Annotated in this window: 28 protein-coding genes and 2 tRNA genes; 16 read left to right on the top strand and 14 right to left on the bottom strand. The window is 73.4% G+C overall.

Going from position 1 to position 26,006, the window contains the following annotated elements:
• Positions 1 to 76: 76 nt before the first annotated feature.
• Positions 77 to 871, top strand: coding sequence for a VOC family protein (locus ACFV3E_RS14500; RefSeq protein WP_500534995.1), 795 nt, complete (start codon positions 77 to 79; stop codon positions 869 to 871).
• A gap of 14 nt (positions 872 to 885) precedes the next feature.
• On the opposite strand, the gene ACFV3E_RS14495 is transcribed toward ACFV3E_RS14500, so the two are convergent.
• Together ACFV3E_RS14495 and ACFV3E_RS14490 are read right to left on the bottom strand one after the other, a co-directional pair.
• Positions 886 to 1,797: a YceI family protein gene (locus ACFV3E_RS14495; protein WP_500534994.1), complete on the bottom strand. Its 912-nt coding sequence runs from the start codon at positions 1,795 to 1,797 to the stop codon at positions 886 to 888.
• A 44-nt stretch (positions 1,798 to 1,841) separates the two neighbouring features.
• The gene (locus tag ACFV3E_RS14490) at positions 1,842 to 2,471 is read right to left on the bottom strand and encodes a TetR family transcriptional regulator (RefSeq protein WP_500534993.1); all 630 of its coding nucleotides are present in this window, start codon (positions 2,469 to 2,471) and stop codon (positions 1,842 to 1,844) included.
• Positions 2,472 to 2,614: 143 nt separating this feature from the next.
• On the opposite strand from ACFV3E_RS14490, the gene ACFV3E_RS14485 reads away from it, so the two are divergent.
• Both ACFV3E_RS14485 and ACFV3E_RS14480 read left to right on the top strand, forming a co-directional pair.
• Positions 2,615 to 2,770, top strand: coding sequence for a hypothetical protein (locus ACFV3E_RS14485; protein WP_500534992.1), 156 nt, complete (start codon positions 2,615 to 2,617; stop codon positions 2,768 to 2,770).
• Between the two features lie 29 nt (positions 2,771 to 2,799).
• Positions 2,800 to 3,096 carry a DUF4190 domain-containing protein gene (locus ACFV3E_RS14480; protein ID WP_500534991.1) on the top strand — a complete coding sequence of 99 codons (297 nt, stop codon included), beginning with the start codon at positions 2,800 to 2,802 and terminating at the stop codon, positions 3,094 to 3,096.
• 137 nt (positions 3,097 to 3,233) lie between these two features.
• On the opposite strand, the gene ACFV3E_RS14475 is transcribed toward ACFV3E_RS14480, so the two are convergent.
• Entirely contained in the window at positions 3,234 to 4,628 is a 1,395-nt protein-coding gene (locus ACFV3E_RS14475) for a helix-turn-helix domain-containing protein (RefSeq protein WP_500534990.1), read from the bottom strand.
• 208 nt (positions 4,629 to 4,836) lie between these two features.
• Between ACFV3E_RS14475 and ACFV3E_RS14470 the strand changes: the two genes are divergently transcribed.
• A complete protein-coding gene (locus tag ACFV3E_RS14470) occupies positions 4,837 to 5,463 on the top strand; it encodes a hypothetical protein (protein WP_500534989.1) in 627 nt (208 codons plus the stop codon).
• Positions 5,464 to 5,538: 75 nt separating this feature from the next.
• Here the strand turns inward: ACFV3E_RS14470 and ACFV3E_RS14465 are convergent, their stop codons facing one another.
• Positions 5,539 to 7,152: an ABC-F family ATP-binding cassette domain-containing protein gene (locus ACFV3E_RS14465; RefSeq protein WP_500534988.1), complete on the bottom strand. Its 1,614-nt coding sequence runs from the start codon at positions 7,150 to 7,152 to the stop codon at positions 5,539 to 5,541.
• A 270-nt stretch (positions 7,153 to 7,422) separates the two neighbouring features.
• Between ACFV3E_RS14465 and ACFV3E_RS14460 the strand changes: the two genes are divergently transcribed.
• Both ACFV3E_RS14460 and ACFV3E_RS14455 read left to right on the top strand, forming a co-directional pair.
• On the top strand, positions 7,423 to 7,812 hold the full coding sequence (locus ACFV3E_RS14460; RefSeq protein WP_499515153.1) for a hypothetical protein: 390 nt from the start codon (positions 7,423 to 7,425) through the stop codon (positions 7,810 to 7,812).
• 15 nt (positions 7,813 to 7,827) lie between these two features.
• Positions 7,828 to 7,901: transfer RNA gene (locus ACFV3E_RS14455), tRNA-Met, on the top strand.
• Positions 7,902 to 7,974: 73 nt separating this feature from the next.
• Here the strand turns inward: ACFV3E_RS14455 and ACFV3E_RS14450 are convergent.
• Complete coding sequence (locus ACFV3E_RS14450) at positions 7,975 to 8,244, bottom strand: DUF6343 family protein (RefSeq protein WP_500534987.1); 270 nt, start codon at positions 8,242 to 8,244, stop codon at positions 7,975 to 7,977.
• Positions 8,245 to 8,382: 138 nt separating this feature from the next.
• On the opposite strand from ACFV3E_RS14450, the gene ACFV3E_RS14445 reads away from it, so the two are divergent.
• The 8 genes from ACFV3E_RS14445 (at position 8,383) to ACFV3E_RS14410 (ending at position 15,198) form a co-directional block, all read left to right on the top strand.
• Positions 8,383 to 9,483, top strand: a complete 1,101-nt coding sequence (locus ACFV3E_RS14445; RefSeq protein WP_500534986.1) for an MFS transporter — start codon at positions 8,383 to 8,385, stop codon at positions 9,481 to 9,483.
• A 35-nt stretch (positions 9,484 to 9,518) separates the two neighbouring features.
• Positions 9,519 to 10,043, top strand: a complete 525-nt coding sequence (locus tag ACFV3E_RS14440) for a SigE family RNA polymerase sigma factor (protein ID WP_500534985.1) — start codon at positions 9,519 to 9,521, stop codon at positions 10,041 to 10,043.
• A 59-nt stretch (positions 10,044 to 10,102) separates the two neighbouring features.
• Positions 10,103 to 11,338 carry a hypothetical protein gene (locus ACFV3E_RS14435; RefSeq protein WP_500534984.1) on the top strand — a complete coding sequence of 412 codons (1,236 nt, stop codon included), beginning with the start codon at positions 10,103 to 10,105 and terminating at the stop codon, positions 11,336 to 11,338.
• Positions 11,339 to 11,495: 157 nt separating this feature from the next.
• Entirely contained in the window at positions 11,496 to 12,968 is a 1,473-nt protein-coding gene (locus tag ACFV3E_RS14430) for an FAD-binding protein (protein ID WP_500534983.1), read from the top strand.
• Positions 12,969 to 12,997: 29 nt separating this feature from the next.
• Positions 12,998 to 13,729, top strand: a complete 732-nt coding sequence (locus ACFV3E_RS14425) for a tyrosine-protein phosphatase (protein WP_500534982.1) — start codon at positions 12,998 to 13,000, stop codon at positions 13,727 to 13,729.
• 91 nt (positions 13,730 to 13,820) lie between these two features.
• On the top strand, positions 13,821 to 14,297 hold the full coding sequence (locus tag ACFV3E_RS14420) for an SRPBCC family protein (protein ID WP_500534981.1): 477 nt from the start codon (positions 13,821 to 13,823) through the stop codon (positions 14,295 to 14,297).
• The gene (locus tag ACFV3E_RS14415; RefSeq protein ID WP_500534980.1) at positions 14,294 to 14,647 is read left to right on the top strand and encodes an ArsR/SmtB family transcription factor; all 354 of its coding nucleotides are present in this window, start codon (positions 14,294 to 14,296) and stop codon (positions 14,645 to 14,647) included. Before ACFV3E_RS14420 ends, ACFV3E_RS14415 begins: the two co-directional genes overlap by 4 nt.
• Positions 14,648 to 14,652: 5 nt before the next feature.
• Entirely contained in the window at positions 14,653 to 15,198 is a 546-nt protein-coding gene (locus ACFV3E_RS14410) for a hypothetical protein (RefSeq protein WP_500534979.1), read from the top strand.
• Between the two features lie 48 nt (positions 15,199 to 15,246).
• On the opposite strand, the gene ACFV3E_RS14405 is transcribed toward ACFV3E_RS14410, so the two are convergent.
• Together ACFV3E_RS14405 and ACFV3E_RS14400 are read right to left on the bottom strand one after the other, a co-directional pair.
• A complete protein-coding gene (locus ACFV3E_RS14405; protein WP_500534978.1) occupies positions 15,247 to 15,486 on the bottom strand; it encodes a hypothetical protein in 240 nt (79 codons plus the stop codon).
• Between the two features lie 19 nt (positions 15,487 to 15,505).
• Complete coding sequence (locus tag ACFV3E_RS14400) at positions 15,506 to 16,651, bottom strand: inorganic phosphate transporter (RefSeq protein ID WP_500534977.1); 1,146 nt, start codon at positions 16,649 to 16,651, stop codon at positions 15,506 to 15,508.
• A 175-nt stretch (positions 16,652 to 16,826) separates the two neighbouring features.
• On the opposite strand from ACFV3E_RS14400, the gene ACFV3E_RS14395 reads away from it, so the two are divergent.
• Positions 16,827 to 17,462, top strand: a complete 636-nt coding sequence (locus ACFV3E_RS14395; protein ID WP_500534976.1) for a DUF4291 domain-containing protein — start codon at positions 16,827 to 16,829, stop codon at positions 17,460 to 17,462.
• Here ACFV3E_RS14395 and ACFV3E_RS14390 read toward each other — a convergent pair.
• Both ACFV3E_RS14390 and ACFV3E_RS14385 read right to left on the bottom strand, forming a co-directional pair.
• Complete coding sequence (locus tag ACFV3E_RS14390; RefSeq protein ID WP_500364254.1) at positions 17,437 to 17,814, bottom strand: MmcQ/YjbR family DNA-binding protein; 378 nt, start codon at positions 17,812 to 17,814, stop codon at positions 17,437 to 17,439. The genes ACFV3E_RS14395 and ACFV3E_RS14390 overlap by 26 nt on opposite strands.
• A 183-nt stretch (positions 17,815 to 17,997) precedes the next feature.
• On the bottom strand, positions 17,998 to 19,353 hold the full coding sequence (locus tag ACFV3E_RS14385; RefSeq protein ID WP_500534975.1) for a M14 family metallopeptidase: 1,356 nt from the start codon (positions 19,351 to 19,353) through the stop codon (positions 17,998 to 18,000).
• Between the two features lie 180 nt (positions 19,354 to 19,533).
• On the opposite strand from ACFV3E_RS14385, the gene ACFV3E_RS14380 reads away from it, so the two are divergent.
• Positions 19,534 to 19,604, top strand: a tRNA-Ser gene (locus ACFV3E_RS14380).
• Between the two features lie 321 nt (positions 19,605 to 19,925).
• Here ACFV3E_RS14380 and ACFV3E_RS14375 read toward each other — a convergent pair.
• The 5 genes from ACFV3E_RS14375 to ACFV3E_RS14355 are packed head-to-tail and all read right to left on the bottom strand — an operon-like array spanning position 19,926 to position 25,994.
• A complete protein-coding gene (locus tag ACFV3E_RS14375) occupies positions 19,926 to 20,546 on the bottom strand; it encodes a TetR/AcrR family transcriptional regulator (protein WP_500364252.1) in 621 nt (206 codons plus the stop codon).
• Positions 20,534 to 21,283: an enoyl-CoA hydratase family protein gene (locus tag ACFV3E_RS14370; protein ID WP_500534974.1), complete on the bottom strand. Its 750-nt coding sequence runs from the start codon at positions 21,281 to 21,283 to the stop codon at positions 20,534 to 20,536. Before ACFV3E_RS14370 ends, ACFV3E_RS14375 begins: the two co-directional genes overlap by 13 nt.
• Positions 21,283 to 22,872, bottom strand: a complete 1,590-nt coding sequence (locus tag ACFV3E_RS14365) for a 4-coumarate--CoA ligase family protein (RefSeq protein WP_500534973.1) — start codon at positions 22,870 to 22,872, stop codon at positions 21,283 to 21,285. The genes ACFV3E_RS14370 and ACFV3E_RS14365 overlap by 1 nt, the downstream gene beginning before the upstream one ends.
• Positions 22,873 to 22,902: 30 nt before the next feature.
• The gene (locus ACFV3E_RS14360) at positions 22,903 to 24,105 is read right to left on the bottom strand and encodes an acyl-CoA dehydrogenase family protein (RefSeq protein ID WP_500534972.1); all 1,203 of its coding nucleotides are present in this window, start codon (positions 24,103 to 24,105) and stop codon (positions 22,903 to 22,905) included.
• Positions 24,102 to 25,994 (bottom strand): acetyl/propionyl/methylcrotonyl-CoA carboxylase subunit alpha, encoded by a 1,893-nt coding sequence (locus ACFV3E_RS14355; protein ID WP_500534971.1) that lies wholly within the window; start codon positions 25,992 to 25,994, stop codon positions 24,102 to 24,104. Before ACFV3E_RS14355 ends, ACFV3E_RS14360 begins: the two co-directional genes overlap by 4 nt.
• Positions 25,995 to 26,006 lie beyond the last annotated feature (12 nt).

The raw sequence follows: 26,006 nt of genomic DNA, 5'->3' as shown, positions 1-26,006 counted from the left end.
GTACGGGGCCACTGTCAGTGCCCGCTGCAAGACTGGGAGCGACCAGGGCACAACACCCCCGTCGAAGGAGCACACCATGCTCAGCACCAACTACGTTCCCGGCGCCCCCAACTGGCTCGACCTGGGCACTCCCGACGTCGAGGCCTCGGTGGCCTACTACCGAGAGGTCTTCGGCTGGGACTTCCTCTCGGCCGGACCGGAGGCCGGCGGCTACGGCATGTTCCGTACCGGCGACCGGACCGTCGCGGGCATCGGCCCGAACAACGAACCCGGCGTCACCGCCGCCGCTTGGGAGCCGTTCTTCCAGACGGCCGACGCCGACGCCACCACCAAGTCCGTCGAACAGGCGGGGGGCGGCGTGCGGTTCTCCCCCATGGACGTCTTCGACCTCGGGCGGATGGCGGCGTACGCCGATCCGACCGGGGCCCGGTTCTGCGTGTGGCAGCCGGGCGCCAACAAGGGCCTGGACGTCGTCAACGAGCCCGGCTCCCTGTACTGGACCGAGCTCTACACCACCGACGCGCCCGCGGCGCTGGCCTTCTACCGCTCGGTCTTCGAGTGGAAGACCGAGGACTCCCAGATGCCCGGCAACGTCTACACCATGGTCTCCCCTGCGGGCGGCGGCGAGAGCGACGCCCACGGCGGCGTCATGCAGCTCGACGAGGAGATGCTGGCCGCGGGCGCCGGCGGGCACTGGCTGCCGTACTTCGCGGTGGCCGACTGCGACGCCACGCTCGCCAAGGCCGTCGAGGCCGGCGGCACGATCCGCGTCCCCGCGATGGACATGCCGGAGGTCGGGCGCTTCGGCCAGGTCGTCGACCCGCAGGGCGCGGCCTTCGCCGTCATCACACCGGTGCCCTCCGCGGGCTGAGGGCGCGCGCGGCGCTACTCCGGTGGTGTCGGGGTGTCGTGGCTGGAGAACATGGCCTGGACGTCGAGTTCCAGCTTGATGGTCGGGCCCACCACCGCGATGCCCCGCGCCAGCATGCTCTGCCAGTTGAGGGTGTAGTCGTCGCGGTGCAGTTCGGCGGTGGCGAGGGCGGCGCAGCGCAGCTCCTCGCCGTAGCCGCCGGTCGCCATGCCCAGGTAGTCGGTGTCCAGGGTGACCGAGCGGCTGGTGCCGTGCATGCTGAGGTGGCCGTGCACGGCCCACCGCGAACCGCCCTGGTGCACGAAGCGGTCGCTCGCGAAGCGGATCCAGGGATGGGCGGCCACGTCCAGGAAGTCGCCGGAGCGCAGGTGGTCGTCCCGGGTCCGGTTGCCGGTGTTGATGCTCGCGGCGTCGATGGTGATCTCGACGTGGGAGTCCTCCATGCGTTCCGCGACGCGTATGCCGCCCTCGAAGCGGTCGAAACGGCCGTGCACATGGGCCATGCCGACGTGCTTGGCGATGAACCGGACGGCCGTGTGCGGCGGGTCGAAGAACCAGGTGCCCGGCGGCGGCAGTTCGAGTCCCGGTGCGGGCGCCAACCGCACCGTGCCGATGGGGGACTGGAGTCCCTCCGCGATCTCCACCGTGCCCCGGTAGGGCCGCATGCCGTCCGCGCTGATCATCACGGAGTGGTGCCCGGGCGGCAGGGTGGCGAGGAACGTCCCGTACGGGTCGCTGATCGCCCGCACCTGCGTGCGGTGGGTGCGGGCGTCGGACACGGTGACCTCGGCTCCGCCCATCGGCCGGCCCGCGGGGTCGAGCACCTGACAGCTGATCAGTCCCGCGCCCCTGGCGATCGGTGGCAACAGAGCGGGATTCGTGGTGCCGTTGGCCGTCCGATTGCGCCTAAAGAGTGCGAAAGCCATGCGGCCACCCTAGATGGTGGGTCCACGCAAGTGTCAATTCGCCCTCAGGCGTCCAGCCAGTGCCGACGTCCCAGGTGGATCAGGTAGAGCTCCTTGCGGGCCCGCTCCGCGATGTTCCCCTCGGCCGCGGCGTCGTCGGCCGGCGCCTCCATGAAGGCGATCGCCGTCATCAGCATGCGGTCCACGTACAGCTCGGCGAGCATGCGTACGTCCTCGGCCGTCCAGCCGTGCGAGACGGGCTGCGCGCCGAGCGCCTCGGCCACTTCGTCGGCGAAGAGCGAGAGTTCGGCGGCGATGGCCTCGCGGACGGCCTGCACCCCGCCGTGCCGCTCGCGGGCGATGAAGCGGATGTGCGAGCGGTGGCCGCGCACGTGCAGGGTGATGACGCGGACGGAGCGGGCGATGACCTCCTCGGCGTCGTCCTGCTCGGCCAGGATCGCCCGGATCATCGCGTGCAGACTGCCCAGCGACTCGGCGACCAGGGCCACTCCGAGATCGCCCATGTCGCGGAAGTGCCGGTAGAACCCGGCGGGCGCGACCCCCACTTCGCGGGTGACCTCGCGCAGCCCCAGGCTGCTCAGGCTCTGGTTCTCCAACAGGCGCAGGCCCGCGTCGAGGAGGGCCCGCCGGGTCTGCTGCTTCTGGGCCTCACGGACCCCGAGGGTGTGACTCATGTCATCCAGTAAACAGCCGTTCGCCGAGTTGCGCGAGAGTAGAGTACCGACTCAGTGAACAACTGTTATTCCAGTTGTTCACTGAGCTGTGACGTCGTCCGCAGCCCGCAGTGCCATCCGGCAACCGAGAAAGGCACACGTCCGTGACCCTCCTCGTCGTCCTGGTCGCCATGGGGATCCTCCTGGGCACCGTCTCGTACACCTCGTTCCCCGTATTCCTTGTCGCCGCGGGCGTGGTCGGTGTCTGGCTGCTCACGTTCTACGTCCGCGAGCGCGTCGGGCACCACCGCCACCGCTGACCCCACGTCTCCCAGGGGGGAACCCATCCATGGACTCCTACGTACCCGCCCGTGAGCGCGAACTGCGCGCCAAGGAAGCCTGGTCGGGCTCGGACGGCTCCGACGGCATGGCCGTCGCCTCGTTCGTGCTGGGCCTGGTCGGCCTGCTGGCCTTCAACATCGTGCTCGGCCCCTTCGCCCTGATCCTCGGTGGCGTCGCGCTCGTCCGGGGCACCCGGCGTCCCGTCCGGGCGATCCTCGGCCTGGTGCTCGGCGCGGCCGACCTGATGGTGCTGGTCGTGCTCATCACCATGAACAAGGGCCTCATCTGGCCGTTCGGCCTCTGACCGCGAGGGATGCGGCCGACGGGAAACGGGGGAGAGGGTCCCCACCCTGCACGGGGAGGGTGGGGCCCTTCGCCACGTCCCGGAGCGGGGGACGCGGGACGGGCACGGGGGCCGGGCGTCGGGACCGGGCGCGGAGCCTAGTTGCGGGTCCAGCCTCCGGAGGACCAGTAACCGTACTCGGGGCGGCCCTTGACGCCGCTGGTGCGGAAGGGGCGCCCGCCGTCGTCGATGCGGACCGTGTCCGTCAGGCCGCCGGCGCTCCACTCCAGCTCGAGGAACCAGTCGCAGTCGCAGCGCACCGTGCGGGCGTGCACCCTGAGCACCAGCGGATCCTGTGCGGAGACCTGGTAGGGGAGGCGGACCGCGGGAAGGACGTGCTCGCTGTCGGAGCCGTCCCGCGGCCGCGGCTGCGGACGCGCGGCGTCGAGGTCCACCGCGTACTCCGCGGGGGTCAGCGCTCCACCGCAGCCGTTGTCCATCGAGTACGACGACCAGCGCAGCGGGTCGCGGCGTTCGACGACGCGGATGTGCAGGGCCTGCACCACCACGGGCGTCGACCCGCGCCCCCGGATCGTGGCCTCGACGATGGTCGTACCGCCGTGCACGGCGCCGAGGGCGGTGGCCCAGGCGCGCGCGTCCTGGGAGACCGGCGGGGGAGGGACGTCCGCGGGGGGCCGGTCGATGAGGTAGTCGTGACCGCAGCCGTTCTCCCAGACGTGCGAGCGCACGCTCCAGACCAGAGGCCGCGCGGGCACCGGGGCGTGGGAAGCCGTGCCGCCGCCGGGGGAGCGCGGAGCGGTGTCGGTGGCCTTCGCCGACGGCTTCGTGGACGAGGCCTGCCCGGAGGGGGACGCGCCGGGCGAGGCCGGGACCGTGCCCGTCCCACCCGGCGAGGGCGGTGTGCCTCCCGCTCCGCCGGGGCGCGCGGAGGGCGAGGACGCGGCGTGGGCCGGCGGACCCTCGCCGCCCGTGCCGTCGGTCATCGCCAGCGCGGCGCCGGTGAGCACGAGCGCCGCCACCGATCCGGCGACGGCGGGCCGGGACAGACGGCGGCGCCAGGAGCGCCGCGGGCGCGGCGCCGGGACGGTGCCGATGGGGTCGAGTTCGGCGGGCGCCTGCGGGGCCGCCTCGGGGCCGGGCGCAGACGCGTTTCCGACGGGGGCGTCACCGGTGGCGTCGTCGTCGCTGCCGTCCGGCGGGTCGGCTGCCCCGTCTCCGCTCCCGTTGCCGCTCTCGTCGCGCTCGGCCACCGCCCCGCCGCCGCCGCGGTTGCCGACCCGCCGGACGGCGTCCGCGAGCACCCACCGGCGGTGCAGCTCGACCAGTTCCTCCGGACCCGCGCCGCACAACCGCGCCAGGCGTTCCACGACCGCGTAGTCGGCCGGTACGGCGTCGCCGTTGCAATAGCGGTGCAGGGTCGACGTGCTGACGTGGAGCCGGGTCGCCAGCTGCCCGTAGCTCAGCCCCGAACGGTCCTTCAGGTCACGTAAATACCGGGCGAAGTGCTCGCTGCCCGCCGCCGTACCACCCATGTCCCGCGCCCCCGACGTCTTCCCGTGTCCCGGCCGCCCGTTCCAGGGCGCTCACGTCTCCCCAGGCCAGGGTACGCGCAACCGTTCCGGCGTCCCGGAACCCGCCGCTGCTGTTGCCGGGTCGTGACGGCGCCGCGCAGGCTGAGGTGCAGTACCGCCGCCGCTCGGCGACGGTCCTCGTCCACGACCTGACCACGGGGGAAGCACCTTGAACCGCACACCCACCCGCCGCGCCGCCGTGACCGCGCTGGCCGCGGTCGCCGCCACCTCGCTCCTCGCCGCCGGCTCCGCCGAGGCCGGGGCCGCCGCGCCCACCGCGGCGCCGAGGTTCCTCGCACCGAAGGAACTGCCGCCGTACCCCCTCTCGCCCTGGTACGCCGACCGGGTCACCGGCGGGCTGCCCGAGGGCGGCACCGCCTGCGCCCTGCGCGGCCTGTCCCGCAAGGGCGTCTCGCACCGCTCGTTCTGGACCGAACTGGACACCAACGCCCAGCAGGTCACCTTCACGGCCAAGAACACCAAGGCGGCGCGTGACCTGGCCGCCAAGCTCCGCGCGTCCGTGCGGGGGTGCGTCGGCCGCTTCCTGGAGCAGAACCCGGGCTCGGAGGCCGACTGGAAGGACTTCGGCGCCCTCGACGTGGAGGAGGGCGCGCACGTCTACGGCGTGCACGTCGCGCCCCCCGAGTCCGAGCACAACGTCCGGCTCTACGGGATCGGCCGCGACGGCCGCACCGTCACCGTCGTCGAGTGGGGCCAGATGGGAACCCTCGACCGGATCCCGCTGAAGGCCTTCAAGAAGACCACCCGGACCGCCGTGAACAAGCTGTACCGCTGACGCCGCCACGCGGCCCACGGACACCGGCGGCGGGGCCCCGGGGGGAGCCCCGCCGCCGGAGCGGCGCCACATCCGTCACAGCGGCTCGACGCGGGTGAGCCCGTCGGCATCGAGCCGCAGCCAGCCCGTGATGCCGATGCCCCGCAGGAACGGCAGGTCGTGGCTCGCCACGACCAGTGCCCCCTCGTAGGAGGCCAGCGCCGTCGTCAGCTGCCGCACGCTCGCCATGTCCAGGCTGTTCGTCGGCTCGTCGAGCAGCAGCAGCTGCGGCGAGGGCTGGGCGAGCATCAGCGCCGCGAGCGAGGCCCGGAACCGCTCCCCGCCCGACAGCGAACCGGCCGCCTGGTCGGCCCGTCCCCCACGGAACAGGAAGCGGGCCAGCGACGCGCGGATGCGGTTGCCCGAGGCCTCCGGGGCGAACCGCGCCACGTTGCCCACGACCGACAGCTCGTCGTCCAGGACGTCCAGCCGCTGCGGCAGGAAGCGCAGCGGCACGTGCGCCTGCGCCTCGCCCGCCGCCGGGGGCAGTTCGCCGGTGATCGTCCGCAGCAGCGTCGTCTTCCCTGCGCCGTTCCGGCCGACCAGCGCGATCCGTTCCGGGCCGCGCAGCTCCAGGTCACCGGCCGGTGCCCCGTACGCCGTCCGCAGGGAACGCAGCGTCAGCACGGTCCGGCCGGCGGGGACCGCGGTGTGCGGCAGGTCGACGCGGATCTCGTCGTCGTCCCGCACCGCCTCCACGGCCTCGTCCATCCGCTCCTTCGCCTCCGCCAGCCGCTCGGTGTGCAGCACGCGGTGCTTGCCCGCCGACACCTGGGCGCTGCGCTTGCGCAGTTTCATCACGGCACGCGGCTCCCGCTTGGCGTCGTACATCTTCTGCCCGTAGCGCACCCGGCGGGCCAGTTTGACGTTGGCCTCGGCCAACTCCCGCTTCTGCCGCCGCACATCGGACTCCGCGACGCGCAGCATGCGCTCGGCGGCCTCCTGCTCGACGGCCAGGGCCTCCTCGTAGACGGCGATGTCGCCCCCGTACCAGCGGACCCCGCCGTCGCGCAGCTCGGCGATCCGGTCCACGTGCCGGAGCAGTTCGCGGTCGTGCGAGACGACCACCAGCACGCCGTTCCAGGCCGCGACCGCCTCGTGGAGCCGCTGCCTGGCCGCCAGGTCCAGGTTGTTGGTCGGCTCGTCGAGCAGCAGCACGTCCGGACGGCGCAGCAGCAGGGCCGCCAGCCGCAGCAGGACGCACTCGCCGCCCGACAGTTCGCCGACGACCCGGTCGAGGCCGACGTGACCCAGCCCGAGGCCGTCCAGTCCGGCGCGGGCCCGCTCCTCCACGTCCCAGTCGTCGCCGACCGCCGCGAAGTTCTCCTCGCGTACGTCTCCGGCCTCGACGGCGTGCAGCGCGGCCCGCGCGTCCGCGATGCCCAGGGCCTCGTCCACCCGCAGCGCGGTGTCCAGGACGACGTCCTGCGGCAGGTAGCCGACCTCGCCGGCGACGCGAACCGTCCCTTCGACGGGCGTCAGTTCGCCCGCGAAGAGCCGCAACAGGGTGGACTTCCCCGAGCCGTTGAGCCCGATGAGGCCGGTGCGGCCGGGGCCGACCGCGAGCTGGAAGCCGTCCAGGACGGGAGTGCCGTCCGGCCAGGCGAAGGAGAGGTCGGTGCAGGTGATGGAGATCGTGGGATGTCCCATGTGGTCCTCCGGGGTGCTCGTGAATGACGACGGGTCGGCACACGGGGACACCGGAAGGCGGGCGCTGCACGCAGGCGGCTGCTCACGGCCGAGGTCGCACACGGGCCCGCGCGGACGCCGGTTCGGCGAGCCGCGGACACGGTGTCCCTGACCTCAGAAGAGCAACGGCCTTCTCCAATCGGACGGTGGCAGGCCGGAGCAGAAGCTACGCCGGTGCCGGGGCCCCGGCAACGCATTTACCGGGCGCCCGGTCCATGGGAGTGTGACGCCGTGACCTCCCGGACCACCGCGCCCGACGGCCGCGTCGCCTCCGTCCTCCGCTTCACCACCGAACTCGTGGCCTGGGTGGCGACCCCGTGGGCCCTGGCCGGGCACTCCTGGCCGCTCGCCGCGCTCTCGGTGGTCGTGCTCGTCGGCCTGCCGACGGTGTTCGCCACCCCCGGCGACAAGGCGCAGGTGATCGTCCCCGTCCCGGGCGCGGTGACCGTCGCGCTGGTGCTGCTGCAGCTCGGAGCGGCCGTCGTCTCCTCCTGGGCGGCCTGGCCCGCCCCGGTCGCGGTGCTGGTCGGGGTCCTCGCGGCCGCCACCGTCGTGGCCGAGATCCCCCGCTGGCGGTGGCTGACCGGGAATGGATTTGGTCCTGGCGCCGACACCCCGTAAGGTTGCGTTCAACGACGCGGGGTGGAGCAGCTCGGTAGCTCGCTGGGCTCATAACCCAGAGGTCGCAGGTTCAAATCCTGTCCCCGCTACTGAAACCGAGGGCCCGGTGCATCAGCACCGGGCCCTCGGTCTTTGCCTGCCCGTGCGTGTCCGGCCGTGCGCTCAGCGTTTGCGGAGCGGTTCGTAGGGCGGGACATCGCGACCCGGCTGCCAGTGCGCGCCCTGGCGGATGTGCCGGACGACCACCACCAGGTCGGTGCCCGCGGCGAGCGCCAGCACCCCGAAGAAGACGGCCCACCCGGTACGCCCCAGGTCGGCGAAGAGCACCGTTCCCGCGATCGCCCAGACCAGCCCGAAGGCCGCGAGTGCGAGCCGCATCCGCAGTGCGCTGCGAGCCCGCAGGGGCTCGTTCCCGCTCCGTCCCATGCGCATGGAAAACGCCTCCTCATCCGGTTCGTACCCGGCTACGCTCGTCCCATGACATGGCGACATTGATCCTCACCCGAGTCCCCACTGGCGCGCAGGCTCTACGCCTACGCCTTCCTCGAGGACCTGATCCCGCTCTACCCGGTGTACGCGGTGCTCTTCGCGGGCGCCGGGCTGTCCGAGGCGGGGATCTCCTCGCTCTTCGCCGTGTGGTCCCTCACGGCGTTCCTGCTCGAGGTGCCCTCGGGCGTGTGGGCCGACCGCTTCTCCCGGCGTGCCCTGCTCACCGTCGCGCCGCTGCTGACCGGGGCGGGCTTCACGCTGTGGACCCTGTGGCCGTGCTACGCGTCCTTCGCCGCCGGGTTCGTCCTGTGGGGCGCCGGGTCCGCGCTGCGGTCCGGGGCGCTGCAGGCCCTGGTGCACGAGGAGCTGACCCGCGTCGGCGCGGCCCACGCGTACGCCCGCCTCACCGGCCGGGCGCAGGCCCTGGGCACCACGGCGGCGCTGGCCGCGACCGCGCTGGCGGGGCCGCTCCTCGCGGCCGGCGGCGACCGAGCGGTCGGGCTGGTCAGCGTCGCGGTGACCGTGCTGACCGCGCTGGCAGCCCTCGCGCTGCCGGAGCCCCGCGCACGCGGTGCCGGTGCGGACGAGGACGGCGGCGCGGCCTCGTACGCCGGGCTGCTGCGCGAGGCCCTCGCCCAGGCCCGGCACACTCCCGGCGCCGGGCGCATGGTGGCCGTCGTCTCCCTGGTGGCCGGCGCGACCGCGCTGGACGAGTACGTCCCGCTGCTCGCGCAGGCGACGGGCGTGCGGCCGTCCTTCGTCCCGCTGCTCGTGCTCCTGGTGACCGCGGGGGCCACGGCCGGCGGCTGGCTCGCCGGCCGCGGCACCCGCTGGGCCCCGCTCGCACCGGCCGTCGCCGTGGTGTGCCTGACCGCGGGCGCGGCGGGCACGCATCCGGCCGGCCTGGCACTGGTGGCCGCGGCCTTCGGCCTCCTGGACTGGGCGACGACGGCCGCCGACGCCCGCCTCCAGGACCGCATCACCGACCGCACCCGTGCGACGGTCACCTCCCTGGCGGGCCTGGGATCCGAGGCCGGATCGCTCCTGCTCTTCGGCTGCTGGGCCCTGGGCTCCCACTGGTCCGGGCCGGGGCCGCTGTTCGCCCTGGCGGCGCTGCCGCTCCTGCTTCCCGTGCTCTTGCTGTGGCGGTGCAACATTTCCCCACCCTCACGACGTCAGTGAGGTGAAGGCGACGCCGAAAGACGACGGGGTGGGACATGCACGAGGACCGTACGAAGGACTTCCTGGACTTCGCGAGGACCCGCGCTGCCCATCTCTTCCGGTCGGCCTGCCTGCTCACCGGCGGTGACACCCATCTCGCCGAGGACCTCGTGCAGGAGACCCTCGGCAAGCTGTACGTCACCTGGTGGCGGGTGTCCCGGGTGGGCAACCCCGCCGGGTACGCCCAGACCGTGCTCGTCCGCAGCTTCCTCAGCCACAGGCGGCGGCGCAGCAGCGACGAGTCCCCCACGGGCGAGCTCCCCGACGTGCCCGCGGGCGCCGGCGGCTCCGACAGCGACACGGCCCTGCTGCGACTGACCCTCCTGGACGCGCTCGCCCGGCTGGCGCCGAAGGACCGCGCGGTCGTGGTCCTGCGCTACTGGGAGGACCGGAGCATCGAGGAGACCGCCGACGCGATGCGGGTCAGCTCGAGCGCCGTGCGCACCCGGTCGGTCCGCGCCCTCGCCAGGCTCCGCGAACTGCTCGGCGACAGCCTGGCCGAACTCGTCTCCACGCACTGACGCAGCACCCCTCCACTGACTTCGCCTCCCTTTCCCTTCACCTCGGACGGTGGTTCACCATGCCCTTCGAAGACGACCTCGGCGCCGCGCTGCGCCGCACCGGCGACACCTTCAGCACCGACAGCCGCACCCTCGTCGCGGCCGGCCTCACCCGGGGCCGCCGCATCCGCGGCCGTCGCACAGCCGCCGTCGCCGGCACCGTCGCGGCCGTGGCCGCGGTGGGTGTGACGGCGGCGCTGGTCGTGCCGGGCGGCACGGCGGGGGATACGGGCCCCTCGGCGCCGAGCGGCCTCCAGGCGACGCGTGGGAGCGCCGAGGACTTCGGCAGGACGGCCGAGCAGAAGAAGCTGCTCCGGCTCTTGGGAGGCCTGCTGCCCAAGGGTGGGTTTCTCAGCGGCCGGGCTGCGGGGCCGCGGGACGATCCGCGCGCCCGGCCCTCCTCGTTCGCCGAGGTCGTGTGGGACGACGGTCACGGCGCTTCGACGATCTCCGTCGGCCTCGACCTTGCCGACCAGTCGGGACAGGACCTGACCGAGTGCCCCGACCTGGCGCTCATGAAGCAGGGTACGACGTGCCGGCGCACCGAACTGCCCGATCACTCGGTGCTGGTGGTCATCAAGACCTGGGAGTACCAGGACGAGCGCGAGGGCCCCAAGAACTGGCAGGCCATCCTGACCACTGCCGAGGGACGTCGCATCTGGGCCAATGAGTGGAACGCCCCGGAGGAGAAGGCGAAGCAGACCAGCAGGGACAACCCGCCGCTGGACGCCGCGCAGCTCGGCGCACTCGTGCGGGCACCGGTGTGGAACGGCGTCTTCGACGCATTCCACGCGCCGCCGAGGGTGCCCTCGAACACGACCGTTTCCGCCGAGCCGAGCGGCACGAAGATCCTCAAGCGCCTCAAGGCCGTCATGCCGGCGGGCCTGAAGATCACCGCGCCGGTGGGGGAGGACGGCTACGCCCACATCACCGTGGACGACGGCCACGGGCCGACGCTCGTCGAGGTCAACGTCCAGCACTGGGCCGAGAAGGACTTCGGGGACCTGCAGTTCTCCGACCCCGAGACCCTGCCCGACGGCACCAAGGTGCAGACCACTCAAGGGGCGGGGGACAAGGGCGGGGCCGGAATCCAGCAGTGGACGGCCGACACCCTGCGGCCCGACGGGCTGCGGGTCGTCATCTCGGAACTCAACTCCGGTGGCTACCACCGGCCCCCCACGCGCACCACGCCCGCCCTCGCCATGGACGCCCTCGTGAAGGCGGCGACCGACCCCCGGTGGAAGTCGCTCGGATGATCACCCGGGCGGCCCGCCCGGCGGGCCGCCCGCCATGGGGTCGGTTAGCGTCGCCGGTGGCCCCACGGGATTCCACGAGTCGCGGTTGACGAGGGGGCAGCAGGCCTAGAATCCGGGACTGTTGCAGTGTCCACCGACCCGTTCAGGGGGAGCGCGCATGTCCCACCTCCCGTCCAGACGCGCGATGTTGCGGACGGCGGCGACGGCCGCGGGCGCCGTGGTCGTCGGATTCGACCCCGTGGGCCGCAGTTGGGCCGTGGCCGCGACGGCCGCGGACCGGGCGGACGGCACGCCGGTGGGGCTGCCCCACCTGGACGGGGCCCTGTTCACCGACGACGCCTCGCTCGGCGCCGCCGCGGACGACTTCGGGCACATCGTGCACCGCAGGCCGGTCGCGGTGCTGCGTCCGGGGTCGGTCGACGACGTCGTCGCCATGGTGCGCTTCTGCAACCGGCACGGGCTGAAGGTGGCGCCGCGCGGCCAGGGCCACGGCACCTTCGGTCAGGCCCAGGTCGACGGCGGGCTGGTCGTCGAGACCACGCCCCTGGCACGGATCGGCCCGGTCGGACCGCACAGCCGTACCGTCACGGTCGGCGCCGGGGCCACGTGGAGCGAGGTCACCAGGGCCACCCTGGCGCACGGGCTCACGCCGCCCGTCTTCACCGACTACCTCGAACTCTCCGTCGGCGGCACGCTGTCCGTGGGCGGACTCGGCGGGCAGAGCCACCACCACGGCGCCCAGGTCGACAACGTCACCGAGCTGCACGTCGTCACCGGGGCGGGCGAGTCGCTGCGCTGCTCCCCGTCGCGGCACCGGGACCTGTTCGAGGCGGTGCTGGCGGGCCTGGGGCAGTGCGCCGTCATCGTGTCGGCCACGCTGCGCCTGGTGAAGGCCCCCACGACGGTCCGGCACTACCTGCTGCCGTACCACGACCTCGGCACCTTCCTCGCCGACCAGCGACTGCTGGTCACCGACGGCCGGTTCGGTTACGTCGAGGGCCAGGTCGTCCCGGACGCGAACGGCGCGTTCCGCGGCTACGTCCTGGAGGCGGTCTCGTACGACGCCGCGCCCGACGACGCAGCGCTGCTGGCGGGGCTGCACCACGACACCGCGGGCGTGCAGACCGAGGACCTCGGCTACTTCGCCTTCCTCGACCGGCTCGCGGCCTCGGTGGCGGCGCTCAAGGCCGCCGGCCTGTGGGACTTCGCCCACCCCTGGCTCAACCTGCTCATCCCCGGGGACAAGGCCGCCGCCGTGGCCGGGGGCATCCTCGACGCGCTCACGCCCGCCGACCTGGGCCCCGGCGTCGTGCTGCTCTACCCGCTGCTGCGCGAGCGCCTGCACCGCCCCCTGCTGCGGGCCGGCCAGGACCCGGTCCCGTACCTGCTCGCCGTGCTGCGCACCACCCCGCCGCAGGACACCGCGACGGTCGACCGCCTCCTGGCCGCCAACCGGGCTGCGTTCGAGGCCACCCGGGCGGCCGGCGGCACCCAGTACCCGGTCGGCTCCATCCCCTTCGGCCGCGCCGACTGGCGCGCCCACTTCGGCTCCGCGTGGCCCGCCCTGGCGGCGGCCAGGCGCCGGTACGACCCCCGGGGGATCCTCGTCCCCGGCCAGGGGATCTTCTGAGCGGGCGGCCCGCCCCGTAGGGTCCCCCCATGGGGAGACACATCGCGTTCGAGCGACTGCACAACTTCCGCGACCTGGGCGGCTACCGCACGGCCGGGGGCCGCGCGGTCCGCTGGGGGCGGCTCTACCGTTCCGACGCGCTCTCGAAGCTCGGGGGCACGGACCTGGAGCGTTTCGCCGCCCTCGGGGTGCGCACGGTCATCGACCTGCGCTACCCGTTCGAGATCGAGGCCAAGGGGCGCGTCCCGGAGGCCACCGGGGTCGCGTACCACAACCTCAGCATCGAGCACCGGCCCGTCGACCAGACCGCGTTCGGGCCGGAGGTCGAGACGACCGCCTTCTACGCCCGGCTGCACGCGGAGGTCGCGGCCGACGGCGTCAAGGAGCTGGCGCGGGCGCTGGAGGTGATCGCCGCCGGCACCAGCGGGCCGCTGGTGTTCCACTGCGCGGCGGGCAAGGACCGCACGGGGCTGCTCGCGGCGCTGGTGCTCGGGCTGCTGGGGGTGCCCGAGGAGGACATCGTCGCCGACTACGCGCTGAGCGAGCTGGCCACCGCCCGCCTTCTCGCGGACTGGACCGCGGCCAACCCGGAGCGGAGCCTGCGCTGGCCCGGCTGGGGGAGGGCGCCCGCCGACGCGATGCGGATCTTCCTCGCCGGGCTGGCCGCCGAGCACGGTTCCGTCGAGGGGTACGCCCGCGCACGGCTCGGCACGGACGACGCCCTGCTCACCGCCCTGCGGGAGGTGCTGCTCACCGACTGATCCCCAACGCGCAACTCGTCGGTTGCGCGATACGGCCTTACGTGCAACCCTGGAGTTGCACGTAAGGCTGTCCAGCGACGGAGGAACCATCATGAGCACCCAGACCCAGGACCGGATCGAGCGGGAGATCAGCATCGCGGCGCCGGTCGAGCGCGTGTGGGACGTCCTGACCAGGCCCGAGCACATCGGCCGCTGGTTCGGCGAGGACCTGGGCGGTGGCGGCGCGCCCGCCGACGTGGACCTGCGGCCGGGCGGCGCCTTCGAGATCGACCACGGCTTCGGCGTCTACCCCAGCCGCATCGTGAGCGTGGAACCGCCGCGCTACTTCTCCTACCGCTGGGCCACCGCCTTCCCGGGCACGGAGGCCACGGAGGACAACTCCACCCTCGTAGAGTTCACCCTCACCGCCGACGGGGACGGCACCCGTCTGCGGGTCGTCGAGAGCGGCTTCGCGGCCCTCGACATCCCCGAGGACCGCATCCCGTACGCGGGGTACGAGAGCCATGCGCAGGGCTGGGCGGACGTCACGGCCGGACTCGCCACGTACGTGGAGAAGCTGCCCGCATGACGCAGACCCGTACCGAGGGCGAGGAGGACGTCTTCGCCGCGCTGGCCGACCCGATGCGGCGTCGCATCCTGGACGCCATCGCCGAGCACGGTGACACCACCGCCACCGTGCTCGCGGCCGAACTCCCCGTGTCCCGCCAGGCGATCGTCAAGCACCTCACGGTGCTGGACCACGCGGGACTGGTCGCCGGGCGGCGCGCGGGCCGTGAGATGCGGTACGCCGTACGGCCCGAGCGGCTGGTGGCGGCGGCGCGGTGGATGGACCGCGTCGCCGCCCGCTGGGACGCCCGGCTGTCGGCCATCAAACGCCTTGCGGAGGAACCCACTTCGCGGGACCCCGGTGTAACCTGAGCGCCGTGAACGGGGAGAGGCCGCCGGACAAGTTCTCCGGCCGCATAGGCGACGGTCAGATCAACTGGCAAGTGGGCTTGCTGCTCGTCGTCGTGAACGTGGTGCTGCTCGCGCTGGGCGTGGGCTCCACCTTCTGGTTCTTCGGGCAGGACATCGGCATCGCGGGTCTGTCCGTGGCACTGCCCGCCATGAGCCTGTGCACCTTCCTGGTGCTCTTCACCGACTCCCGCGACGTGCGCACCGCCGTGATGTCGGCCTTCACGGTCCTCTACTTCGGTTTCGTCGCGGCCTCGTTCAACAACGAGGTCGCACGGGCGATGGCCGACACCTCGGGCTTCCTCGACGACGTCTACGGCAGCTTCAACACCTTCATGATCGTGATGGTGGGCTTCTACTTCGGCGGCAAGACCGCGGAGAAGGTCGTCGAGAAGAAGCACGCCGGCGGGCAGGCCCCCGCCGCCGCCCCGCCTCCGGAGCCCGTCGGGGACGAGCGCGGCACCGTCACGCCGCTGCCCGCGCCCGCCGCGGCCGTGGACGCCAACCCGGCCTGACCGGCCCGGACGCCACAGCCGGCCCTGCCGCACCTCGGCGCGGGCGCATCAGCCGGGGACGATCAGGTCGATGCCGTAGGCCGCCACCGCCAGGCACGCCGCGAAGCACAGGGCCGCCACGGCCAGGGCCGTCTTCTCCTGGGCGTCGCGCGGCTGCCCGTCGCGCGGGCCTCCGCCGCCGGCCCGGCCCCACGCGGCGACGCCCAGCGAGAACATCACCACGAGGGCGATCGTGATGCCGAGGCTGGCCCCGAACACGCTGCCGAGGTTGCCCCACTGGATGTCCATGCGGATCCGCTCCTCACCGCTACCCGGCCGAGTGGCCGGCGGGGCTGGGCGCCGGCGCACCGGGCCGCGTGTCGTTGACGTTCTCCGCGTTCACCGGGCGACGGCGCGACAGGAGGTAGAAGCCCGCGGCGGCGGCGACGGCCACACCCGCCACGAGCGCCACGCCCAGGTTGCCGTGGTCCGCGACCCAGGCCGCGACCCCGCCCACGGCAGCCGCCGCGGGGAGCGTCAGCACCCAGGACACGGCGATCCGCCCGGCGACCCCCCAGCGCACCTGGGCCAGTTTGCGGCCCAGCCCGGCGCCCAGGATGCTGCCGGTGCAGACCTGGGTGGTGGACAGCGCGAAGCCCAGGTGCGAGGACGCGAGGATCACGGAGGTCGCGCTCGTCTCGGCGGCGAAGCCCTGCGGGGACTCGATGTCGGTCAGTCCCTTGCCCATGGTGCGGATGATCCGCCAGCCCCCCATGTACGTGCCGAGCGCGATCGCCAGCCCGGCGCTCAGCACCACCCACCACGGCGGACCGGAACCGGGCGTGAGCAGTCCCCCCGAGATGAGCGTCAGCGTGATGACCCCCATCGTCTTCTGCGCGTCGTTGGTGCCGTGGGCGAGCGCCACGAGCGAGGCGGAGCCGATCTGGCCGGCCCGGAAGCCGCGCTTCACCTCGTTGCCCCGGGTCCGTCTGGTGATCACGTACGCCAGGTACGTCGCCAGCATCGCCACCACGCAGGCCACGACGGGTGAGGCGACAGCGGGGATCACGATCTTCTCCAGGACCTCGCCGGCGTTGACCGCGGACGCGCCCGCGCCCACCCAGACCGCGCCGATCAGCCCGCCGAACAGCGCGTGCGAGGAACTGGAGGGCAGGCCGAGCAGCCAGGTGACGAGGTTCCACAGGATGGCGCCCACCAGCCCGGCGAAGATCATCACGGCGGACACCTTGGCGTCGTCGACGATGCCGTTGGAGATGGTCTTGGCGACCTCCGTGGACAAGAACGCGCCCAGCAGGTTCAGCACACCGGCCACCGCCACCGCCACCCGGGGCGTGAGCGCGCCCGTGGCGATCGACGTCGCCATGGAGTTGGCCGTGTCGTGGAACCCGTTGGTGAAGTCGAAGGCGAGCGCCGTGACGATGACGATGACGATGAGAAAGGAGACAGTGCCCACCGCATACCTCCCACCCGGGTGCGGTGCAGTTCACCGGGCCCTTCGTAGCGATGTCGTGTCGGGATTCCAGGCTAGGCGAGGTGCCGGTGGGCCGCATGGCACGGGCCGCCGGACGGGCACGCCGCCGGAAAATGCCTGGCGGCGGGTGGCCGGCGGCGGGCACGATGCCCGCATCATGGAGAACACCGAGATGCCGTACCGCCTGATCAGGGCCGCGCACACCGAGGACACCGTGACGGTCTATCAGGCGTACCGCCCCGAGATCGGTGACCACGCCGCGCAGCACGGCCGCTTCCCCGCGAGCTGGAGCCGCTCCCGGATGACGTGGATCAAGCCGTCGTTCCTGTGGATGATGTACCGCAGCGGCTGGGGCCGCAAGGACGGGCAGGAGCGGGTGCTCGCCCTCGACATCAGCCGCGACGGCTTCGACTCGGCGCTCCGGCAGGCCTGCCTGTCGCACTTCGACCGCTCGGTGTACCCCGACCGCGGGACCTGGGCCGAGCGCGTGCGCACCACGCAGGTCCGCGTCCAGTGGGATCCGGAGCGGGACCTCTCCCTGCGCCCGCTGCCGTACCGCTCGCTGCAGCTCGGACTCACCGGCCGGGCGACGCGCGACTACGCCGACCACTGGATCGTCCGGATCCGGGACGTCACCGCGCTCGCCCACCGCGTCCACGGGCTCGTACGCTCGGGCGACCACGAGGCCGCGACGGCGCTGCTGCCGCAGGAGCCGCCCTATCCGGTCGACGCGGCGACCGCCGCCGTGATCGGCGCGACGACCGGGCTCAGCGGCCGTCCAGCTCCGCGATGAGCCGCTTCGGGGCGACCACGCGGTAGCTCTCCTCCACCCAGTCGCACAGCACCTCGGCGGCCGGCGCCTCCCCGGTGAGGGGGACCGTGACCCAGCCGGCCCCGCCGAGGCCGTAGCCGGAGGGCTCGGCGCCGGGGACCGACAGGGCGTGCTCATGGACCTGGGGGTCCTTGAGCTTGACGTTGATGCCGGGAGGATGGCTGCCGTCGCCGGTGCCGAGGAAGACGAAGACCTTCTTGTTGACCTTGACGACGCTCTCGCCCCAGGGGAACTCCTCGGCCGCGCCGGGCAGCGTGAGCGCGAAGGCGCGCACCTGCTCGCGCACGGCGAGCGGGTCGTGGACGGTGGTCACGGGGCCTCCCCGGGGCGGGCGCGGACGGCGGACGACGGGCACGCGTACGCCCCGATCGTAGGACGCGGGCGGCCCGGACCCCGGGCAGGCGGGCCCCGCGACGCGCCACGCCCCGCGACGCGCCACGCCCCGCGGACGCGCGAGGCGCCGCGGGGCCGGGCCGTAGCGTCCGTACCGGCTCGCTCATGAGCAGTACTGCGCCTCCTTGCCGATGGCGCGGTACATGCAGTCCGCGTTCTCCAGGAGCAGCAGCACCGCCTCGCGGTTGCGGCTTGTCTGGGCGGGGATCACCTCGTCGGGCGGGTAGAAGCCCGAGGAGCCGTTCGGGCCCGGGTACATCTCGAAGGTGTACGCCCAGATCCCCTGGGTGCCCCAGAGCCAGTCGTCGATCGACCCGTCGGTGATGTAGAGGTCGCTGGACTGCTCGGGGGTGTAGCCGTTGGTGGCGGCCATGGTGCGGCCGAAGGTGGCGAAGGTGTTGTACTGGTCGGCCGTCATCCCGGTGGTGGTGTTCGCGGTCGTGTAGCCGAAGGGCCACAGCACGAGCTGGCTGTAGGTGTGGAAGTCGATGCCCGCGGTGATCTGCTGCCTGCCGCCGACGACCCGGCCGCGTACGAAGTCCGCGACGAGCCTGACCTCGGGTGCGGACTCGGGGGACGCGCCGCGGTAGGTCTCGCTCGACTTGGTGCCGGAGGAGCCGCCGCAGCAGCCCCACCGGTAGTTCCAGTTGCGGTTGAGGTCGGTGCCGACGGCGGTGGAGCCGGAGTTGGGCTGGCGGTTCTTGCGCCAGCTGCGGTAGGAACCGGTCGCGATGTCGTACTCGCCGCCGTCGGGGTTGAGGTCCGGGATGATCCAGATCTCGCGGGAGTCGACGATGCTCTTGATGCGGCTGTCGGTGGCGTAGGTGTCGCCGAACTGGTGCAGCAGGTAGAGCGCCATCTCGACGGTGAGGTGCTCACGGGCGTGCTGGTGGTGGGTGAACAGCACCTCGGGCTCGGCCTCGTCGGTGCCGACGTTGTCGCTGACCTTGACGGCGACGATGTTCCGGCCGCCGTAGGAGGTGCCGATGACCTGCTGCCTCATGATGGCGGGATGCGCGGCGACCAGGGCGCTGATCTCGGCGGTCATCTCCGCGTGGTTGTGGTAGCCGGAGTCGGAGCCGGGGAAGTCCAGCACCGAGGCGCCTCCGTCGGCGCCGCGGTTGCCGTCGCTCCCGGCGGGCGGACCGGGGAGCGCGGTGAGGCGGTAGCCCGCGGAGCGGAGTGCGGCCGCCTGGGCGGCGTTCGCGGTGACGACGGTGGAGTGGGTGCGGGCGGCGTCAATGGACACGCCGTGGGCGGCGAGCGCGGTACGGGCGGCGACGGTGCCCGTGCCGGCCACCTCGTACTGCCGGACGATCTCGTCGGCGGCGGCCGCGACGGGACGGCCGCCGGCGGTGGACGGCGAAGCGTCGGCCTGGACGGCGAGCGAGGTCGCCAGGGCGCAGGCGAGCAGTGCGGCGGTGACCGTCGCCCGTCGGCCGGTTCGGGGGATGTGCATGGACGTCCTCCTGGGTGTGGGGGTAGCGCAGGAGTTCGACCCGATCGTGCGGTCATGGCATGCGCGCGTCAATATGCCCACGGCGTCTTCGGCCGCGAACGCCCGGAACCTTCCGGTGGATTGGCCGGTGGGCCGCCCTGAGGGGCCCTGCGCGGCGCCGGTACGATCGGCGCAATGCCCGGACGTAGCGCAGAGGCAGGCGCACCGTCTTGCTCAGACGCATCACGCCGGTTCGAATCCGGCCGGCTCCACCGGGCACTGCCGGACGTCGGGCAGGGGCAGCGGGGGACTCGGGCGACATCACGGAGGCGGAACCCGCCGCCTTCGACGCGGTGGTGGGCAAGCTGCGCACCCTGCCCGTCGACGATCCGGTACGGCTGCGCGCTGAGCAGATGGCCGCGTCCTTCGCCCGGGACGGACGCCTGCGCCGCAGCAAGACGCGGCGGGACGACCGGGTGGCGGCGGACGCCGACGTCGTGGCGACCACCGGGACCGGTGCGCGGGAACGTTACCAGGGGCCACTGACAACGGGCCGTCAGTTCTCCCCTCAGCCGCCACCGACAGGGGTCGACTCAGATTCCGCGGCGCAGCACCCCGTCCAGGACCGCCGACCACTCGCGGACGATGCCCGCGCGGCGGGCGCTGTCGTCGCTGAGGAGGTTCGCCAGCCCCAGGCCCCGGGCCATGTCGAGGGTGGCCTGGACGGTCTCCCTGACCCCGGCCACCGCCTCGTCCGCGCCGAGCATCTCCACGGCGAGCCGGTGCGCCTCCCGCCCGATGCGCGCCTCCAGCGAGGTGACCCGGGGCCGCAGTTGCTCCTCGTTCGCCGCGGCGACCCACAGGTGCAGGGCGGCCCGGAAGATCGGCCCCGTGTAGAGGTCGACGACCATGCCGACCACGGCGTGCGTGCGGGGCACGCCCTCGCGGGGCAGGGCGTGCGCGTGCTCGCGCAGGGCGACCAGCCACTGTTCGGCGACGAACTCGATCGCCCCGGTGAACAGGTCCTCGCGGGTGGGGAAATGGTGCTGGGCCGCGCCCCGCGACACCCCCGCGCGCTCGGCGACCACGGTCACCGTGCTGCCCGCCCAGCCGCGTTCGGCCAGGCAGGCGACGGCGGCCCCCAGCAGCCGCTGCCGGGTGGCGCGGCTGCGGTCCTGCTTGGGCGTACGGGTGCCGGCGCTCACAGCGCCCATGGTGCGGCCCGCCGTTCGAGGAACGCCCGCATCCCTTCCGCGGCCTCGGGCGAGCCGAACAGCCGGGCCGACTGCTCGGTCAGCGTCGCCGCGTCCCGGTCGAAGACGCGCAGCACGGCGGCCGTCGTCAGCGCCTTGGACTCCGCGAGCCCCTGCGGCGACGCCGCGCGCAGCCCGGCGAGGATGCCGTCCAGCGCCTCCTCCGGTGCGGCGACCAGGCCGGTGCGGACGGCCTCCGCGGTGTCGAAGACCTCGCCCGTCAGGTAGTGCCGCGCGGCGGCCCGGGCGTCCATGCGCGGCAGGACCGTCAGCGAGATGACGGCCGGGGCGAGGCCGAGCCGCGCCTCGGTGAAGGCGAAGCTCGCCCGCGTCCCCGCCACCGGGACGTCGCAGGCCGCCAGCAGCCCGAGGCCGCCCGCGCGCACGTGACCGGTCACGTGCGCCACGACCGGCTTGGGCAGTTCCACGATCGCGCGCAGCAGCGCCACCAGCCGCCGCGGCCCCTCCGGCGACGCCGCCTCCTTCAGGTCCGCGCCCGCGCAGAAGGTGCCGCCGGTGTGCGTGAGCAGCACCGCCCGCGTGGCCGGGTCCTTGCCGGCCCGGGCCAGCGCGTCGGACAGCTCGTCGACCATGCGTGCGGACAGCGCGTTGCGGTTGTGCGGGGAGTCCAGCGTGAGCGTGGTGATCCCCCGGTCGTGCGCGCTCCGCACGCAGGGTGCCGCGGCGTCGTCGGTCATCAGGTGGTTCCCCTTTCCCGGGCGCGCAGTTCACGCCGGAGGATCTTGCCGCTCGCGGCCCTCGGTATCGCGTCGGTGAACTCCACCCGGCGCACCTTCTTGTACGGGGCGACCTGCGCGGCCACGTGCGCGATCACGTCGTCCGGCGTGAGGTCGGAGCCCTGCTGCGGCACCACGTACGCCTTGGGGATCTCGTTGCCGTCCTCGTCAAGCACGCCGATGACCGCGGCGTCGGCCACCCGCGGGTCGGTGAGCAGCACGGCCTCCAGTTCGGCGGGCGGCACCTGGTAGCCCTTGTACTTGATCAGCTCCTTGACCCGGTCGACGACGTGCAGCCATCCGTCGGCGTCCACCCGGCCGACGTCGCCGGTATGCAGCCAGCCCTCGTCGTCGATCATGGCGGCGGTCTCCTCGGGCCGGCCCAGGTAGCCCTTCATGACCTGCGGACCGCGGATGTGGATCTCCCCGGTGCCGTCGGCGGAGGCGTCCTCGTCCTCCTCGCCGAGCGGCACGATGCGCATCTCGGTGCTGGGCAGCAGTTTGCCGACCGCGCCGGGTGGCGCGTCCCGCGAGTCCAGCGGCACCACGTGCGTGCCCGGGGAGAGTTCCGTCATCCCGTACGCCTGCAGGATCGGCGGCAGTCCCAGCCGCTTGGAGCAGGCCTGGGCGAGCTCCGCGTCGAGCGGGGCCGCCGAGCACAGCACGTACTCCAGCGAGCTCAGGTCGTGCGCGGCGACCGCCGGGTGCTTGGCGAGCGCGAGCACGATCGGCGGGGCCACGAACAGGCCCTGTACCCGGTGGGTCGCCACCGCCTTCAGGAACTGCTCCAGGTCGAAGCGCGGCAGCACCACGACGGTGGCGCCCTTGCGCAGCGGGGCGTTCATGAGCGCGGTGAGCCCGTAGATGTGGAAGAACGGGAGCACGGCCAGGATGCGGTGCCCGGGCCCCATCGACAGCGTCGGGTCCAGCTGGGCCAGGTTGGTGGCGATGTTGCGGTGGGTCAGCATCACACCCTTGGGCACGCCGGTGGTGCCCGAGGAGTACGGCAGCGCGGCCAGGTCCTCGCCCGGGTCGAAGGCGATCTCCGGCTCGGGGGCGGTGGAGCCGAGCAGGTCGAGGACCGAGCGGTGGCCCTCGGCGCTGTCGCAGACGAGGATCTCCCGCACGCCGCCCGCCTGCTCCGCCGCCTTGCGTGCGGTCTCCAGCAGCGGCGAGACGGTGACGATCCACGAGGCGCCGCTGTCCCGCAGCTGCCGCGCGAACTCCTCGGCGGTGGCGAGCGGATGGACGGTGGTGACGGCCGCCCCGGCGCGCGTGGCGCCGTAGAAGACCGGAGGGTAGGCGATGGTGTTGGGGCTGTGCAGGGCGAGGACGTCGCCCTTGCGCAGGCCCGACTCCGCCAGCGCCGCGGCGATGCGGCGGGTGAAGGAGTCGAGCTGCGCGTAGGTGAGCGTCGTGCCCTCGACCCCGTCGACGAGCGCGGGCCGGTCGCCGAACCCGGCTGCGTGGCCCAGCACGGCCTCGTGGATCGGCAGGTCGATGGCGGGAACCGCGGGGTACTCGCTGTGGAACACGGCCGGCTGTGCCATGGCCGTTCCCCCCTCCTCGGTAGGACGTGCTCAGTAGGACTTGGGCAGACCCAGCGTGTGGTGCGAGACGTAGTTGAGAATCATCTCCCGGCTGACCGGCGCGATGCGACCCACGCGCGACGCCGTGAGGAGGGAGGCCAGCCCGTACTCGGCCGTCAGCCCGTTGCCGCCCAGGGTGTGCACGGCCTGGTCGACGGCCTTCGCGCCCGCCTCGGCCGCCGCGTACTTCGCCATGTTGGCGGCCTCACCGGCCGCCATGTCGTCCCCGGCGTCGTACAGGAACGCGGCCTTCTGCATCATCAGCCGGGCCAGTTCCAGCTCGATGTGGGCCTGTGCCAGCGGGTGGGCGATGGCCTGGTGCGAGCCGATGGGGGCCTTCCACACCTGCCGGGTGCGGGCGTAGTCCACGGCGGCGTCGAGCGCGAAGCGGCCCATGCCGATCGAGAAGGCGGCCGTCATGACACGTTCGGGGTTGAGGCCCGCGAACAGCTGCAGCAGCCCCGCGTCCTCGTCGCCCACCAGGGCGTCGGCGGGCAGCCGTACGTCGTCCAGGTAGATGTGGAACTGCTTCTCGGGCGCCGACAGTTCCATGTCGATCGGCCGGAACTCGAAGCCGGGCGTCTCGCGCTCCACGACGAACAGGCACGGCTTCAGCTTGCCCGTGCGCGCGTCCTCGGTGCGGCCCACGATGAGCGTCGCGTCGGCGATGTCGACGCCGGAGACGAAGACCTTGCGGCCCGTGAGCAGCCAGTCCGAGCCGTCCCGGCGGGCCGTGGTCGTCAGGCGGTGCGAGTTGGAACCGGCGTCCGGCTCGGTGATGCCGAACGCCATCCGGAGGGAGCCGTCCGCGAGCCCGGGCAGCCACCGGCGCTTCTGCTCCCCGGTGCCGAAGCGGGCGATGACCGTGCCGCAGATCGCGGGGGACACGATGAGCAGCAGCAACGGGCAGCCCGCGGCGCCCAGTTCCTCCAGCACGATGGAGAGCTCGGCCAGGCCGCCACCCCCGCCGCCGTGCTCCTCCGGCAGGTTGACGCCGAGGTAGCCCAGCGCCCCGGCCTCCTGCCACAGCTTGTCGGTGTGCCGCCCCGCGCGGACGGCGTCCAGGAAGTACGAACGCCCGTAACGGCGCCCCAGGTCGGAGACCGCCTTGCGCAGCGCGCGCCGTTCCTCGCTCTCCAGCAGGACGTTGTCGAAGGTGCCGGTCGGTCCGTTCACAGCGGGCGTACCGCTCATGGAGACTCCTCTTCCTGAACGACGGCGAGTACGGCTCCGACGTCGACCTGGCGGCCGGCCTCGGCGTGCAGTGCGGTGAGCACACCGTCCGCCGGGGCGGCGACGCGGTGCTCCATCTTCATGGCCTCCAGCCACAGCAGGGGCTGCCCCGCGGCCACCTTGTCGCCGACGGCGACGTCCGCGACGCGGACCACCGTCCCCGGCATCGGGGCCAGCAGCGAGCCGGGCGCGAGCTGGGCCTCGGGGTCGGGGAAGCGGGGCAGCGCGGTGAAGCGGTGGGAGCCCGACGGGCCGTCGACGCACACCTCGTCGCCGTAGACCGCGACGTCGAAGGCCCGGCGCACCCCGGAGACCTCCAGCACCACGTGTCCCGGCCCGTGCTCCAGCAGGCGTACGTCCGGGTGGCCCTCGGCAGCGAGGCCGTCACGGCCGAGCCGGTAGCGGACCTCGTACTCCGCGCCACCCGGCGCGGCGCGGTAGGTCTTGGACTGCGGCGCCGACCGCAGGTTGCGCCAGCCGCCCAGCGGGTGGCGTCCCGAGGCGTCGGCGAGCGCGGCGGCCAGGGCCGACAGCCGCAGCGCGGCCCCGTCCTGCGCGGGCGCCGGGCCGAGCCGGTCGAGGAAGGCCGTCGACAGCCGCCCCGCGGCGAAGTCCGGGTCGCGCAGCACCCGTACGAGCAGGTCGCGGTTGGTCACCAGGCCGTGCACGCGGGACCGCTCCAGGGCGCCCGCGAGCAGCCGCAGCGCCTGCGGGCGGGTGGGGGCGTGGGCGACGACCTTGGCGAGCATCGCGTCGTAGTGCACGCCGATCCGGTCGCCGTCGCCGAAGCCCGCGTCCACCCGCAGCCCCGGCGCCCGCGGCACCCGGAAGCGGTGCAGGACGCCGGTCTGCGGCTGCCAGTCGCGGGCCGGGTCCTCCGCGTACAGCCGGGCCTCGACCGCGTGCCCGGAGGGCGCCGGGGGAGCGGCCGGGAGCCGCCCGCCCTCGGCGACGTCCAGCTGGAGCGCGACGAGGTCCACGCCGAAGACGCACTCGGTCACCGGGTGCTCCACCTGGAGACGGGTGTTCATCTCCAGGAAGTACGGCCTGCCGTCCGCCGACACCAGGAACTCCACCGTTCCCGCGCCGACGTAGCCGATGGCCCGCGCCGCCGCCGCGGCCGCCTCGTGCAGCGTCCGGCGCAGCCCGTCGGTGATGCCGGGCGCCGGGGTCTCCTCGACCACCTTCTGGTGACGGCGCTGCACCGAGCAGTCGCGCTCGCCGAGCGTCCACACGGTGCCGTGCGTGTCCGCCAGCACCTGCACCTCGATGTGCCGGCCGTCCTCGACGTACGGCTCCAGGAACACCTCGCCGTCCCCGAAGGCGGACAGCGCCTCCGCGCGGGCGGCGGCCAGCTCCTGCTCCAGGGCGGCCGCCTCGCGGACGACGCGCATGCCGCGTCCGCCGCCGCCCGCCGCCGCCTTGACCAGCACGGGCAGGTCGCCTGGACCGGCCTCCAGCACCGGGACGCCGGCCTCGGCCATCAGCCGCTTGGCCCGGGTCTTGGAGCCCATCGCCTCGATGGCTTCCGGCGTGGGCCCGATCCAGGTCAGGCCCGCCGCGATGACGGACCGGGCGAACTCGGCGTTCTCCGACAGGAACCCGTAGCCCGGGTGGACGGCGTCCGCGCCCGCGGCGAGGGCGGCCTTCACGATGAGGTCGCCGCGCAGATAGGTGTCGGCGGGCGCGTCGCCCGGCAGCCGCACGGCGGCGTCCGCCTCCCGTACGTGCGGGGCGGTCGCGTCCGCGTCGGAGTGGACGGCGACCGTGGCGATGCCCAGGTCGCGGCAGGTACGGAAGACACGGCGGGCGATCTCGCCGCGGTTGGCCACCAGCACTGATGCGATCACGGTCAGGTGCTC

The organism is Streptomyces sp. NPDC059718 (assembly GCF_042733315.1).
Classification (GTDB): domain Bacteria; phylum Actinomycetota; class Actinomycetes; order Streptomycetales; family Streptomycetaceae; genus Actinacidiphila.
Note: the sequence above shows the minus strand (reverse complement) of the source record. Positions and strands in the feature narration are given on the sequence as shown.